Source organism: Neglectibacter sp. CSJ-5, assembly GCF_032490475.1.
In the GTDB taxonomy this organism is placed as follows: Bacteria; Bacillota; Clostridia; order Oscillospirales; family Acutalibacteraceae; genus Hominenteromicrobium; species Hominenteromicrobium mulieris.
Map to the genome: position 1 here is coordinate 835368 of NZ_JAVYJC010000001.1, position 14387 is coordinate 849754.

The 14387-nt window shown below is 53.5% G+C and carries 15 protein-coding genes; 14 read left to right on the forward strand and 1 reads right to left on the reverse strand.

The features are described from left to right. Positions 1-223: 223 nt before the first annotated feature. The 5 genes from R2K26_RS03825 to R2K26_RS03845 all read left to right on the forward strand — a co-directional run bounded on the left by R2K26_RS03825 (position 224) and on the right by R2K26_RS03845 (position 6397). The gene (locus R2K26_RS03825) at positions 224-1345 is read left to right on the forward strand and encodes a hypothetical protein (protein ID WP_316518843.1); all 1122 of its coding nucleotides are present in this window, start codon (positions 224-226) and stop codon (positions 1343-1345) included. 295 nt (positions 1346-1640) lie between these two features. Then, positions 1641-2192, forward strand: a complete 552-nt coding sequence (locus tag R2K26_RS03830) for a GNAT family N-acetyltransferase (protein WP_316518844.1) — start codon at positions 1641-1643, stop codon at positions 2190-2192. A gap of 158 nt (positions 2193-2350) precedes the next feature. Beyond that, positions 2351-3745, forward strand: coding sequence for an asparagine--tRNA ligase (gene asnS / locus R2K26_RS03835; RefSeq protein WP_176820035.1), 1395 nt, complete (start codon positions 2351-2353; stop codon positions 3743-3745). 258 nt (positions 3746-4003) lie between these two features. Further along, entirely contained in the window at positions 4004-5281 is a 1278-nt protein-coding gene (locus tag R2K26_RS03840) for an aminotransferase class I/II-fold pyridoxal phosphate-dependent enzyme (protein WP_316518845.1), read from the forward strand. Between the two features lie 159 nt (positions 5282-5440). Further along, on the forward strand, positions 5441-6397 hold the full coding sequence (locus tag R2K26_RS03845; protein WP_316518846.1) for a GNAT family N-acetyltransferase: 957 nt from the start codon (positions 5441-5443) through the stop codon (positions 6395-6397). A gap of 94 nt (positions 6398-6491) precedes the next feature. Here the strand turns inward: R2K26_RS03845 and R2K26_RS03850 are convergent, their stop codons facing one another. Beyond that, positions 6492-7538 carry an AI-2E family transporter gene (locus R2K26_RS03850; protein WP_316518847.1) on the reverse strand — a complete coding sequence of 349 codons (1047 nt, stop codon included), beginning with the start codon at positions 7536-7538 and terminating at the stop codon, positions 6492-6494. Positions 7539-7718: 180 nt separating this feature from the next. Here R2K26_RS03850 and R2K26_RS03855 point away from each other — a divergent pair, with 180 nt between their 5' ends. The 9 genes from R2K26_RS03855 to R2K26_RS03895 all read left to right on the forward strand — a co-directional run bounded on the left by R2K26_RS03855 (position 7719) and on the right by R2K26_RS03895 (position 14373). Further along, positions 7719-9233: a glycoside hydrolase family 32 protein gene (locus tag R2K26_RS03855; protein ID WP_316518848.1), complete on the forward strand. Its 1515-nt coding sequence runs from the start codon at positions 7719-7721 to the stop codon at positions 9231-9233. 8 nt (positions 9234-9241) lie between these two features. Next, the gene (thiD, locus tag R2K26_RS03860) at positions 9242-10042 is read left to right on the forward strand and encodes a bifunctional hydroxymethylpyrimidine kinase/phosphomethylpyrimidine kinase (RefSeq protein ID WP_316518849.1); all 801 of its coding nucleotides are present in this window, start codon (positions 9242-9244) and stop codon (positions 10040-10042) included. Between the two features lie 215 nt (positions 10043-10257). Beyond that, positions 10258-11235, forward strand: coding sequence for an ATPase, T2SS/T4P/T4SS family (locus R2K26_RS03865; RefSeq protein ID WP_316518851.1), 978 nt, complete (start codon positions 10258-10260; stop codon positions 11233-11235). Next, positions 11144-11629, forward strand: a complete 486-nt coding sequence (locus R2K26_RS03870) for a stage III sporulation protein AB (RefSeq protein WP_316518852.1) — start codon at positions 11144-11146, stop codon at positions 11627-11629. Before R2K26_RS03865 ends, R2K26_RS03870 begins: the two co-directional genes overlap by 92 nt. A 23-nt stretch (positions 11630-11652) precedes the next feature. Beyond that, the gene (spoIIIAC, locus tag R2K26_RS03875) at positions 11653-11847 is read left to right on the forward strand and encodes a stage III sporulation protein AC (RefSeq protein WP_176820026.1); all 195 of its coding nucleotides are present in this window, start codon (positions 11653-11655) and stop codon (positions 11845-11847) included. After that, positions 11844-12233 carry a SpoIIIAC/SpoIIIAD family protein gene (locus tag R2K26_RS03880; RefSeq protein WP_316518853.1) on the forward strand — a complete coding sequence of 130 codons (390 nt, stop codon included), beginning with the start codon at positions 11844-11846 and terminating at the stop codon, positions 12231-12233. Before spoIIIAC ends, R2K26_RS03880 begins: the two co-directional genes overlap by 4 nt. Then, entirely contained in the window at positions 12230-13339 is a 1110-nt protein-coding gene (locus tag R2K26_RS03885; RefSeq protein ID WP_316518854.1) for a stage III sporulation protein AE, read from the forward strand. Before R2K26_RS03880 ends, R2K26_RS03885 begins: the two co-directional genes overlap by 4 nt. Continuing rightward, positions 13332-13790, forward strand: a complete 459-nt coding sequence (locus tag R2K26_RS03890) for a hypothetical protein (protein ID WP_316518855.1) — start codon at positions 13332-13334, stop codon at positions 13788-13790. The genes R2K26_RS03885 and R2K26_RS03890 overlap by 8 nt, the downstream gene beginning before the upstream one ends. 34 nt (positions 13791-13824) lie before the next feature. After that, on the forward strand, positions 13825-14373 hold the full coding sequence (locus R2K26_RS03895) for a hypothetical protein (protein ID WP_316518856.1): 549 nt from the start codon (positions 13825-13827) through the stop codon (positions 14371-14373). Positions 14374-14387: the final 14 nt, after the last annotated feature.

Below are 14387 nucleotides of genomic sequence, written 5' to 3' on the forward strand. Positions count from 1 at the left end.
TTTCTGTCCTTTTTTGTTTATTGCATATAAAAATGCCTCCCCGTTTTGGCTAAAACGATATTGACAAAATTCGCGCTTTTATGTTATTCTTTTTGTAACAAAAGCGGTTTCCCGTAAACGCGCATATACTTTTAACATCGGGAGAACGGTTGCGGTCGTTCTCTTTTTGCGTATTCGCGCGCTTTATTGAGTTACTGTACTGATTTAAAAGGAGGCGGACGATATGAAACGCAAATGTGTGGTCGTTTTGGCAATCTTGGTGCTGATGCAGGTGCTGTGCGGCGTTCAAAGCGCGCCGAAAGCACAAACAGCAGGGGAGAAAAAGCCGACGATCTTAGTAGAAAGCAAAAATTTCTTCAAGAATAATCCAATCACGGAGATTTACGAATACCTCTACGGCGAGTGCCCGGTGGAGTTTGTCGCGCTACCGAGCAATGGAGCCGAGCGCGAAGCAAAGATAGAAGAAATTCGTGCCGAGATCGAAGCCGGCGGCGGGCCCGACGCGTTTATTTTGGCGGCGCACGCCCCGAACTCGACTTGTACGTCCGCGCTTTTCCCGGATGTGGAGCAGAGTATGGCAGACGGCGCATTTCTGCCGCTTGATACCTACATCAAAAGCAGCCTCTATCTTGACCCGAGCACACAGGTGCAGCCGGTGTTTAATGCCGGCAAGGTAAACGGTGAGCAGGTCGTGCTGCCGCTTTTGTACCGCGTGAACACCTATCTGCTCGATAAAGCGCAGATGCAGGACCCGAACGCGCAGTATATGTCTTTTGACGCACTGAAAACCTGCAAGGACGATACTGCTTTGAGTGTTTTGCAGGCACATCAGGCGAGCTGGTACGGCGCACAGCTTGCGGATATTGAAACCGCATCGGAATTTTCCGTGCCCACTGCCGAAAATGAAGTTGCAGGCGCCGAAATTCCGCTTACCGGCGGCGCATGGTACGAAGACGGCTTTACTTATTACGCACAGAACAAAAACGACACCTACGCGCTGACCGTCCCAAACGATGCGGGCGGTGTGACGGCGTTCGTCACGGCCTATGCGGCGGTGAATCCGAATACGAAGTGCGCCGAGGAAGTCTTTAAATACCTCGAACTCTTTTACAGCGATGCCGTGCAGAGCGACAACGGCCTGCGCGATAAAGAAACGGAAATCACCTACGGCGCACTCGCAAGAAGCAATATGTTTGCGTTGCTGGGTGCAGATATCAGCACCGTAACGGGCGAATACGCCTACGAAAACGCAGAGCTGCGCAATGAGATTAACAGCCGTATCAACGCGGTGCGCTTTTACGGCGAAAAGGACCGCAAATTGCGCAAACACGCGTCTTTGGGCTGATTTTCCGGAGAATTTCAGGAAAATAGAATTTTCCTCTTGCAAAACCGAAAGAACTGTGGTAGGATAGTCAAAACAAATTTGAAAGAAAGGGGTATGACAATGTTCCGCTTTGTCCGCGTTATGATGAATATGCAGTCCGCAAATGCCATGGGTAACGGTACTTGCTGCGGGCCTACATTGTCATGCGCTTTTTGAGAGTTAGAAAGAACCTAACCGCATAAATCGCAATGAACAGTGCAGGCTGAATGAACGGTCTGTACTGTTTTATTTTTAGGAGAAATCAGGAGGAAACACAATGGAACACAAGGGGACTGTCACACTCGAAACGCCAAGACTCATTTTGCGCCGCTTAACGCTTGCGGACGCAGAGCCGATGTACCGCAACTGGGCGTCCGACCCTGGGGTCACAAAGTTCCTCACATGGCCCACGCACAGCAGCGTAGAGGTAACAAAGCAGATCCTCGCGCTGTGGATATCGCACTATGAGGAGCTCAACTATTACCAGTGGGGCATTGTTGTAAAGGATGAAAACGCGCTTATCGGCACCATCGCTGCGGTAAAAACGGATGATGAGATCAAAGCTGTAGAGATCGGCTACTGCATCGGCCAAAACTGGTGGCACAAGGGCTATACGAGCGAAGCACTCGGTGCCGTGATTAATTTCCTGTTTGACGAGGTCGGCCTCAACCGCATTGCGGCGCGCCATGATGTGAACAACTCGCACTCCGGCGGCGTGATGAAAAAGTGCGGCATGCAGTTTGAGGGCATCATGCGCGAGGGCGCAAAGAACAATGGGGGGCTGTGCGACATCGCAAATTATGCGATTTTGAAGAAAGATCGCGCATAAATCGTGTTTTCGGGGAGAAAATTCAAAATTTTCCTTGCTAAACCGATAGCGTTTGTAGTATGATAATAAAAGTGATTATTTGCGGAGAAATGCCGCATGCCAAAGCGTAGGTTTTGCGTGTGCAGTTTAAGTGCCGCACGGAAAGGAATGTGGTCATCATGAAAAGAACAGAAATCGCGGCCCTCTACGGATCGCCGGAGACCTTTGGCGATACGCAGGTCACGGTCTGTGGCTGGGCGAGATCGATCCGCGACTCCAAAGCGCTCGGATTTATCGATCTGAATGACGGCAGCTGCTTTAAGGGCGTACAGATTGTCTTTACGGCGGAAAAACTCGAAAATTACAAGGAGATCGCTTCCCAGAATGTCGGCGCTGCGCTGCGTGTCACCGGTACGTTGCTGCTCACGCCGGAAGCGAAGCAGCCTTTTGAAATTCAAGCGGAGGAGATTACCGTTGAGGGTGCGTCCTCGCCGGAATACCCGCTTCAGAAGAAGCGCCACACGGTGGAATACCTGCGTACGGTCGCGCACCTGCGCCCGAGAACGAACCTCTTCAACGCGGCGTTCCGCGTGCGTTCCGCTGCGGCGTTCGCCATTCATAAGTTCTTCAACGAGAACGGCTTCACCTACGTGCATACGCCGATTGTCACGGGCAGTGACTGCGAGGGCGCGGGTGAGATGTTCCAGCTGACAACGCTCGACCTCGACAATGTCCCGAAAAACGAGGATGGTACGGTCGATTACAGCAAGGATTTCTTCGGCAAGCAGACGTCCCTCACCGTTTCCGGCCAGCTTGAGGCGGAGTGCATGGCCATGGCGTTCGGTAAGGTCTATACGTTCGGCCCCACGTTCCGCGCAGAGCGCTCCTACACGCAGCGTCACGCGGCAGAGTTCTGGATGGTCGAGCCGGAGATCGCGTTTGCCGATCTCAACGACGACATGGATCTCATGGAAGCCATGATCAAGTACATCATCAAAGACGTTATGGCGCGCTGCCCGCAGGACATCGACTTCTTCAACCAGTTTGTCGATAAGGGTCTCAAAGAACGTCTGGAGCACGTGGCAAACTCCGATTTTGTCCGCATTTCCTATACGGATGCCGTAAAGCTCCTTGAAAAGAACAACGACAACTTTGAATATAAGGTCTCCTGGGGCTGCGACCTCCAGACCGAGCACGAGCGCTACCTCACCGAAAAAGAGTTCGGCAAGCCGGTGTTCGTCACCGATTACCCGAAGGAGATCAAGGCGTTCTACATGCGCCTCAATGACGATGACAAGACCGTTGCGGCGACCGATCTGCTCGTGCCGGGCATCGGCGAGCTGTGTGGCGCAAGCCAGAGAGAAGAGCGCTACGACGTGCTTCTGAACCGCATTCGCGAGCTCGGCCTTAACGAGGAGGATTACTGGTGGTACCTCGACCTTCGCCGTTTCGGCGGCAACAAGCATGCGGGCTTCGGCCTCGGCTTCGAGCGCATGGTCATGTACCTTACGGGCATCTCCAATATCCGCGACGTACTGCCGTTCCCGCGCACAACGGGCTCTGCGGAGTTCTAAATTTCATAAAAGCAATTTTGCCGGTGCAGTTCGCTGTGCCGGTTTTTGCTTTGTTATACGCTTGTCAGAATGAACGGAAAAGCAGGAAAACACGTCGTACAATCGTGCAAAACGGGAAAAAATGCAAGATTTATAAATAAGGCTTGCATTTTTAGCTTATTTGCATTACAATAAGAATTGTTTCAGGCGCTATTGGAGCGTAAAAATGAATTGAATACTTATTTTTCAATTCAAAATCTTATTTATGGAGATGTTTTCGTGGCGTACGCAAACTTGAGCAAAGCAGAATTACAGAAGGTTTTCGATGAGCTTTCCGCAGAATATAAGGGCTACCAGGCCAAAAATCTTTCGCTGAACATGGCGCGCGGCAAGCCCAGCGCAAAACAACTGGAGCTCGCCCTCGGCGTTTTGGAAGCGCTGAAAGCGAGAAGCGAATTTGCGAATTCCAACGGTGATGACTGCCGTAACTACGGTCTTTGGGACGGTCTGCCGGAGATGAAACGCATTTTCGCCGATATGGTCGGCGTACCGGCTTCGCAGGTCATTCTCGGCAACAACTCAAGCTTGATGATGATGTTTGAGGTTATTTCCCGCGGCTTCTCGCACGGTTACAACGGCTGCACACCGTGGTGCAAGCTGGATAAGAAAAAATTTCTCTGTCCGGTGCCGGGCTACGACCGCCATTTTGCCGTAACGGAGTATTACGGCTTCGAGCTTATCAACATCCCGATGTATGCTACCGGCCCGGATATGGATCTCATCGAAAAGCTCGTCAAGGACGATGACTCCATCAAGGGCATTTGGTGTGTGCCGAAGTATTCGAACCCCACGGGTGTCACGTATTCCGATGAGACTGTCCGCCGTTTCGCCGCATTAAAACCGGCTGCAAAGGACTTCAAAATCATGTGGGATAACGCCTATTGTGTGCATGACCTCACCGATACGCCGGATACGCTGCTCAATATCTACGATCTCTGCGTTGAAAACGGCACGGAAGATCAGATCTTCATTTTTGCCTCTACGTCCAAGATCTCGTTCCCGGGCGCCGGTGTGGCCGGCCTCGCTACGAGCGATAACAATATCCGCGATTTCAAGGAGCACACGCTCACGTCTACCATCGGCCCGGATAAGCTGAATCAGCTGCGCCACGTGCTGTTCCTGCACGACATCAACGGTGTGCGCGCCCTCATGAAGGGCCACCGCGCCATTTTGGAACCGAAGTTCCGCCTGTGTGAGCTGATGTTGGAGGAAAATATCGGCGACCTCGGCATCGCCGAGTGGAATAAGCCGAACGGCGGCTATTTCATCAGCGTCGATGTGCTTGACGGCTGCGCAAAGCGCGTCGTGCAGCTGTGCAAAGAAGCGGGCGTCATCCTGACCGATGCCGGTGCGACGTTCCCGTACGGCAAAGACCCACACGACAGTAACATCCGTCTTGCGCCGTCGTTCCCGCCGCTTGAAGAGCTCGAACAAGCCATGGAAGTTTTCTGTTGCTCCATCAAGCTTGCCGCTGCAGAAAAGCTGCTGAACGCGTAAAAATTTCATACAAAATACAGAGCAAGAGAGGGATAGACCGTCCTTCTCTTGCTTTTTTGCATAAAAGCGGACATCTTTTCAAAATCGCCTTGACTTCGAACATAGGTTTTGCTATACTGGAAAATACAGGAGAATAGGTTTAATTCAGAGGAGAACGATATGGAAAAGAAAAACAACAGAAAAATTCTCGAATATTTCACCTGCGAAAATAAAGAGCACTGGCTCCGTGAGATTCAAAAGAGCGATTGGGGAGCGGGGCAGTACCTTTACAGCTTGCTGAAAGAAAATAAACTGAAAGCACTTGTCGGCGCAACAGCACTGGTTTTGATGCTGGCAGACGGCGACAAGCTCGTCTCGTTCTGCACGCTTGCGCCGCTTGATGACGTGCAGCCGACATCATACACGCCGTGGGTCGGGTTTGTGTATACATTCCCGGAGTACCGCGGGCAGCACTGTGCCGGTCGGCTTTTGGACTGCGCAGAAAGCATCGCGGCCATCATGGAACGGAAGTACACATACATTTCTACCGATCACATCGGGCTGTATGAAAAATACGGCTATACATTTTTAGAGACCGCACAAGACATTTCCGGCGGCGAGATCCGCATTTACCGCAAGGCGCTTTTAGACGGCGGGCCGGAAACGGAGCGCCGTCTAAAAAACGGAGCCCGGTATAAATCGGAGATTGTCCGCGCAGCGCGTACAGGCACCGACCCGACGGCGTATTGCGGGCTTTCGTGCGACCATTGCTTTTTAGGGCAGTGGTGCGGCGGCTGTCGGTCGGATTTTAACTGTTGCTCCTACGGCACGCTGTCCGAGAAAGGCGTATGCCCCAATGCTGCCTGCTGTAAGGAAAACGGGCTTGACGGTTGCTATGACTGCGCGAAAATTCTGACGTGCGAAAAGGGATTTTACACGAAGGACAACGACGGCGCAGCCGCCGCCAAGGCGCAGGCGCTGTTCATTCATAAGCACGGCAAGGAAGAGTTTTTCAAGCTGCAAAACGTCATGCACAAAGCGCGTGATTTCAAGAAGATACAGGAAATCTTGGGTCAAAACACGCAGGAGGGTTTGCGCATTTTAGAAGGCTTTATGAAAACGGAAGCAGATGATTGACGGACTTTCGATTTTTGAATGTATTTTTATCAAAATACAATAATTTTAAAATGGTGTTTTTGAATTTTGCTTTTGTAAATTTGCGATTTTTAATCTATATTGATTCTGATTTTGCTGTTAGTATTCCGGCTTTTCTCAACATGCCAATCAGCATGAAAAAGGTGCCGGTGTAGGGGATGAGCCAAAAATTGCGGCTGATAAGGCTGCAATACACAGCGAAAAGCATCACAGCGGGCGGGGTGCGCGTCATTTTGGCGAGCAGCTTCGGCTCAATGATCTGCCGGATGACGCTTAGAATGATCCACCCGATGAAGAGCCCGAGTGCTTGCGCCGTGCTGCCGCATAACAATCGGTAAACGGCGAGCGGCAGCAAAACGGTTCCCGGCCCAAAGACCGGGAAAATATCGGAGACCGTCACAACGGCGGCAGTCATCAGCGGGTATTTCATGTGCAGCAGGTGGAGCATCACAAAACTTTCCGCAAACGTGATGGTGTAAATGAGTGCATAGGCGGAAACAAACCCGACGGAAGATTCGCTTTTTGCGGATTTTTGCAGGTTTTCTACGCACTTTTCACCGATGAGCTTCTTTAAAAGTGACAGCAAATTTTCACGGTACAGCAGGGTGAGATACGCAAAAACCGGGATGAGCGTGAGCGTTAAAAACACGGCGGGCAGCAGCAAAATCGCTTTTACGGTGCCTTGCAGCGCGGGCATGGCGGCACCCATGTTACCCGAAAAATTCTTCTGCGCAGCGGAGATCCACTGCGGCAATTCCTGCCATGTGCGCTCCAAAAACGACCGCACGGCGGGGGAGAGTGCTTCGTAGCGAAAGTATCGCCCGGAAGCAAAAAACGCGGCGCTTTCCCGGATGAGCCGCGTGAAAAGCAATGCAAGAAGGACGAGTGAAACACTATAAACGGCGACAGCAGTGCAAAGTGCGGCGCGCTTATGGGAGAGATGCAGCCGTTTTTCCAGCAGGCGGCATAGCGGCGCCGTGACCCATCCAAGCAACCCGCCAAGCAAAATTGGGAGAATATGAAAAATAAATCGAACCGCCAAAATAAAGACGGCTGTATACAGTATTAGTAATACGATAAATATCTTTTTGCTTTTTACAAATTTCCAAACGCGCTTTGCCACCTTTGCACCGCCTTTCCTTTACAGATCTGCAGCGCACATAGTTTGGCTTTGCGCGGCGGAAAAATTCGCAAATTTAAGCAAAATATGCATGACATTTTTCGCGCGGTGTGCTACAATATCCTCGAATAAATGTGGTGCATGCATTTAATGCGCCGATAACGGCTAAAGGAGCTTGAGTTTATGGAAATTACAGTCAGTAAACGTTTTCTACGCGTGCCGGTGAAATTTGACGGCACTTCGCACAAATTTACTTTTTCTGAAAACGGCACACCGGTTTATAAGTTCGATGCCGTTTATACGGAAGAAAACGCAGATGCGGTTTATTATGCCGACCTGCGCAATTACCTTGGTAAGACGATGACCGTCACGGTAGAGCCGGAGTGCGCATTTACACCGGTGTTTGAGGATGCCATGACGCCGCTTACGGCGGAAGAGACCGTCTTGCGCCCGCAGCTGCACTTTACAGCGGAGCGCGGCTGGATCAACGATCCGAACGGTCTGTGCTTTTACGGCGGACAGTACCACCTTTTCCACCAGCACAATCCCTACGGCAGACTGTGGGGCAACATGCATTGGGGTCACGCCGTGAGCCCGGATCTTTTCCACTGGGAATATAAGGAAGAAGCGATGTTCCTTGACATGGACGGCGCAATGTTTTCCGGCTGTGCGGTAGTCGATCACAACAATGTTTCCGGCCTCAAGGAAGGCGATGAAACGCCAATCTTGTTCTTTTACACCTGTGCGGGCGAAAAAAAGAGCACACAGTGCCTTGCGTACAGCACAGACGGCGGTAAAACGCTGAAAAAGTATGACAAAAATCCGCTGATCGACGAGATTGCACCCGGCAACCGCGACCCGAAGGTTATTTACGACGCAAAGCGCGCGCGCTGGCTGATGGCACTGTATTTTGTGGAGCGCACCTACGCAATCTTCACGTCGCAGGACTTACTGCACTGGGAGCTTCTGCAGAAATTTGACCTGCCCGGTGATGACGAGTGCCCGGATCTCTATCCGCTTACAGCAGATGACGGCAGAACGCTGTGGGTCTATTCCGGTGCGCATGACATGTATTTTGTCGGTGATTTTGATGAAAACGGCCTTTACCAGCCGATTCAGTCGGTCGGGCAGCTTTCGTATAACTCGCAGTCGTATGCGGCGCAGACGTATTACTACGATCCGGGCAAGCCGGTTATCCGCTTTGCGTGGAACCGCAGCGATATCCCCGGCGCACCGTTCAACGGCTCCATGTGTACGCCGACCGAAATGACGCTGAAAAAGCACGGCGACCGCTACTATCTCTCTGCGCTGCCGATCAAGAGCACAGAAAATCTGATTGTAAAATCCGACAAGCTTGACGACTTTACATTGACACACTGCACGCACGAGCTCGGCAGCAAAACCTGCCGCATCTCCTTTGCTGTAAAGGAAGGCGACCTTACATGCAACTTGTACGGCCTTGAGATGAAGCTCGACAAAAACGGTCTGACCTGCGGAGAATCCATATTGCCGCGCCTGAAAAACGAGCCGATGAAGGTGGACATCATTACCGATACAAACAGCGTAGAGATTTATTTGAACGGCGTTGCAAACACGGTCATCGCGCATGTGCTGGATGAGACGAAGCCGACGTTCACGATCCACGCCGAGGATCCCGTTGAGGTGCAGAACCTCATAGTTTCCGAGCTTTCGCTGTGATGAGTGCAATGAAACGTGTACTGACCATCGCCGGGTCGGATTGCTCCGGCGGCGCGGGTGTTCAGGCGGATATCAAGACAATGTCCGCACACGGCGTGTACGCGATGAGCGTGATCGTATCCGTCGTGGCGGAAAACACCGTGCATGTGCTGGAAAAGCAGGATATTGCGCCGGAGATTGTCCGCGCGCAGGTGGACGCAATCTATGAAGATATCGGTACGGACGCCGTGAAGATTGGCATGCTGCCGACGCCGGAGGTGATGTCTGCTGTGGCGGAAAAGCTGCGCAAATACTGTCCGAAGAACGTCGTTGTTGACCCTGTGATGTATGCGAAAGACGGAACGGCACTGATGGCTCCGCAGTCGATTGAGACATTCAAAGCGGAAATTTTGTCGCTCGCCGACGTGCTGACACCGAATATTCCCGAGGCGGAGGAAATCACCGGGATGCACATTGAGACGGAAGACGATATGTGTGTTGCAGCAAAGTTGATTTACACAATGGGCTGTAAAGCTGTGCTTGTAAAGGGAGGACACTTTGCAGGTGACCCGATCGATATTCTGTTCGATGGTGAACAGCATATAAGCTTTACATCAAGACGCATTCAAACGAAGAACACGCACGGCACAGGGTGCACGCTGTCTTCCGCTATTGCCTCGAATTTGGCGCTTGGATATGCACCCGCTGAAGCGGTGAAGCGTGCGAAAGACTACATGACGTGCGCCATCGAGCACGCGCTCGAGCTCGGGCACGGCGCTGGGCCGACGAACCACTTTTACAGCTTGTATCAAAGCGGACTTTCAAAGTAAATAGCTTGCTCCATAGAGAAAGCACCTTGTAAAGCTTTTAGCCTTGCAGGGTGCTTTTCATGTTTGAAAGATCGCGGCGGATTTCGGGCGCACTTTTCAAAGGCATAAAGGCACGTTTATAAAAAGGCGATGGCCCGTTTTCTTTCACTTTGGTTCTAAACCCGGCGGCACGTCCATAGAATTGGGCATACGGAGCGAAAAGAAAGGTGTGTGCGATGGATTTTGAAAAGGCAATCCGCCCGCTCGGGCGCTTTACACCGATGCTTGAAAAGGTGCCGCAGGCGGTGCGCGACGCGGTGTTTGACATTCGTATCAGTGTGGATAAGCCTGTGCTGCTGTGCTGCGGCGACCGCATTTTGTTTTTGCGGGAAGACGGCGACACGGCGCAGTATTTTTCGCAAAACAATGTGACAGCGACACGCGAGGACGTGGAGGAGATCTTTTTGCGGCTGTGCGGATATTCCGTTTACAGTCACATGGAGGAGATTCGCGGCGGATTCGTCTCCGCAGACCGCGCGCTGCGGGTGGGCATCGGCGGTACGGCAGTGATCGAAAAGGGCGGCATCAAAACGGTGCGCGACGTGACGAGTCTTTCTGTGCGTATTCCGCGGGAGAAGCGCGGCTGTGCAGAGGAGGTGCTGCGCTACGGCGTAGACCTCAGCCGCGGGCTGCTGCTTGCTGGCGCGCCGTCCTCGGGCAAAACGACGCTGCTGCGGGATATTGCACGATATATCGGTACGGCGGGGCACCGCGTGGTGGTGCTTGACGAGCGGTTTGAGCTGAGTGCTGACGGGTTTGATCTCGGCGCGTGCACGGATATTTTGCAGGGCTACCCGAAGCAGGAGGGGCTTTCGCACGCGGTGCGGTGTCTTTCACCGGAGTACATCGTCTGCGATGAGCTCGGCGAAACCGATTTTTCGGCGATACGTGCGGCATCGTTTTCAGGGGTGGCGCTGATTGCGAGCATCCACGCGGGCAGTGTACACGAGCTGTGTTGCCGACCGCTGTGCCGCGGGATTCTGTCGCTCGGCGCGTTTGAAACGGTGGCGCTGCTGCACGGGCGAAGTGCACCGACGAAAGTGGAAAAGCTGTTTTTGGCGGGTGATCTTCTTGAAAACAACGGCGGCGATCCTGATTGTTCTGTGCGCGGCGACGGCCGGGTCATCGGTATCTGCGCGGCTAAAAATGCGTGAAAAAGAACTGAACATCTTCTTGGAAGCGCTTTTTGCGTTGAAAAACGCCGCGGCCTATACGGCGGGCGACCTGTACGCGCTGCTCTCTCTGTGCCGCGAAAACGCTTTTTTGGGGCGCGTGTGGGTGCTTTCTGAAAACATGGATTGCACAGCGGCGTTTAAAGCGGCGGCACATGCATTTTTTACATACCGCGGGGATGAAGCGCTGTGCGCGGCGTTTATCGACGGGTTCGGCAAGACCGACCTCGATGGGCAAATGGCGTACTTTGCGCTGCATGAAGGCCGCGTGCGCAGCGCACTTTTAGCCGCCGAGCAAAGCCTTGCCCAGAAAGGCAGATTGTGCGTGGCGCTGGGGTTATTTGTCGGCGTTTCCGCCGCCCTCATTTTGCTGTAACAGCCGGAAAGGAAAGCAAAGTTATGGATGTAGATCTGATCTTCAAGATCGCCGCCATCGGCATACTTGTAGCCGTTTTGAACCAGCTGCTCATTCGCTCCGGGCGGGAGGAGCAGGCTATGATGACGACGCTTGCGGGGCTCATTGTGGTGCTGACGATGCTCATCACGCAGATCAGCACGCTGTTCGATACGATTAAATCGGTGTTTGGGCTATGAGCACGGTGCTTATGGTATCGGCAGCGGCGGTGTTTGCAGCGGTGTGCGGCGCGCTTTTAAAACGCGGGCAAAAGGAAATAGCTCTGCTGTTTTCGCTTGCGGCGGCGGTGCTCGTTTTTCTGTGTATTTTGCCGCAGATCGAAACGCTGACTTTGACATTCCGCGAATGGGCGGAGCTTTCCGGCATGCCGGAGGTGTTCGGAGCGCTGTTAAAAGCGCTCGGCATCGTGCTCATCGGGCGCATAACGGCGGATCTTTGTAAGGACGCGGGGGAATCGGCAATAGCAAGCGGTGTGGAGCTTGCCGTAAAAACAGCGGTGCTGCTGACGGCGCTGCCGTTGCTGAATCGACTTCTCTCGCTTTTGCAGGAAGTGCTGTTGTTATGAAAAAACGGATTTTGCGCGTTTTTTTGGCTTTGACGGTGTTTATCCTGCTGCTCTCGCTGCCCGTGCGCGCGGACGAAGCGGAACTCTACCAAAACAGCGGGGCGGATACACTTATGGAGGCGCTGCCGGAAGAAGCACAGTCGCTTTTGCAGAATGTCGGGGCCGACCCGATGGAAGCACCTGCGCCCGACGCGGCGGCAAAGCTGTTTTCGGCGCTTTCCGAGGGCTTTCGTGCGGAGTGGACAGCACCGGCGCGGGCACTCCTTACGCTGCTTGCATCATGCGTGCTGTGCAGACTTGTGCAGGAATTCGCCGCAAAGGAGCTTTCCTACGCCGTTTCCGTATGCGGGGCGCTGTGCGCCGCCGTGACGCTGTTTTCGCCGATGGCTTCGCTTTTGGAGCAGGCCGCGCGTGTGACGGATGCTGCTGCCGTTTTTCTGCTTGCCGCGGTGCCCGTGTATGCGGGGCTGCTTTTCACGGCGGGGAACACCGTGACAGCACCGACCTACGGCGCGCTGTCGCTTGCAGCGGCAAATGCCGTCTCGGTTTTAAGCGGCGCGGTGCTCATCCCGGTTTTGCGTGTGTTTTTGGCGTTTTCCGTGGCTTCTGCCGTGACATCGTTTGATTTAAAGCGGCTGACGGACGCGCTGTATAAAGTTATCAAGTGGGCTTTGGTGCTCGCCGTCACGGTATATACGGGTGTTTTGTCCGTACAGACAATTGTTGCGAACAGCGCGGAGATGGCGGGCGGCAAGGCGGCGAAAATGCTGGTCTCCGGCGCGATCCCCATTGTGGGCAGCGCGTTTTCCGATGCGTTTTCGGTCATCGTTTCCGGCGCGGCGCTTGTAAAAAACGGCGTGGGGGCATTTGGGTTGCTTGCATCGCTCGCGATTTTTCTGCCGCTGTGCATAAAGGCTGCCGCGTGGCTTTTGATTTGCTTTTGCGCGGGGCTTGCGGCAGAGGTGTTGGGCCTAAAGCCGCTTGCGTCGTTTTTAAACGGCTGTGCTGCGGCGCTGCGGCTGCTCATTGCGGCGGTATGTAGTGTGGGTGCGGTGGCGGTGGTCTCGGCGGCCGTGGTGCTTTGTGTGCGAGGTGCTTATGCGTGAATTGTATGCGCTGGTGTTTTCGGTGTGCGTGGTGCTCATCGGAACGGAGATGATCGTGCGGCTGTTCCCGGAAAAAAGCGGGTCACTTATCCACGCGCTTGCAGCGCTGATGCTGCTTGTGGTGCTTGTAAACGGCATTTTAAAGCTGCAAAGCGGGGCCTCGCTCGATTTTGACTTGACCGAAACGGGCGAAGCCGAATCGACGATAACGCAAAGCTACGCGGAAAAGGGCACGGCGATTTTGAAAGAGCGGCTCTCGGCGCTTTTGAAAAGTGCGGGGATGGACGTGCCGGTAGCGAATATCGACATTTGGTACACGCAGGACGATGACGGCGTGGTGACGGTGGAACGTGTGCGGGTACGGGTGCGGTTTGCGACAGACATCGACCGCGCTGATGCGCTTTTGCGCAGCGTGCTGACCGAGGCCATTCCGGTGGATGTGTACGTGTAGGAGGTGAGGCGAGACGGATAAACTGAAAAGCCTTTTGAAAAACGGTAAGCTGACGTATATGCTCATTGCAGCCTGCGCGGCGCTCGTTTTATTGATGCTCCTTTGGCCTATGGACACAAAGAACACGGAAAATGAAGCGCCGGAGACGGTGGAACTGACGGCGGGGGACTACACCAAAGCGCTTTCCGCGCAGATTGCGCAGATGGTCTCGGCTATCACGGGGGAAAGCGAGCCGCAGGTGACGGTGACACTGCGCACGATGGGCGAAACGGTGTATGCGACCGAAGATAAGCAGAGCGAAAAAAGCGCCGAGGAGTACAGCGGCGAAAGCCTCAACCGCACGCAGACGGACGGCGACACGCAGAAGACGTATATCCTGGTGAAGGCGGCGGACGGCTCGCAGAAGCCGCTCATCGTGACGAAAACGGAGCCGGAGATCCGCGGTGTGGTAGTCGTGAGCCGCGGGGGAGGCGACCCGAAAATGCGGGAGAAGATTGTGGAGGCCGTGAAGACTGCGCTCGATTTATCCTCTACGCAGGTATGCGTGGTGGGGTACAGCGAATATACATATGGCAACGAATGAAACCATTCAGTGAA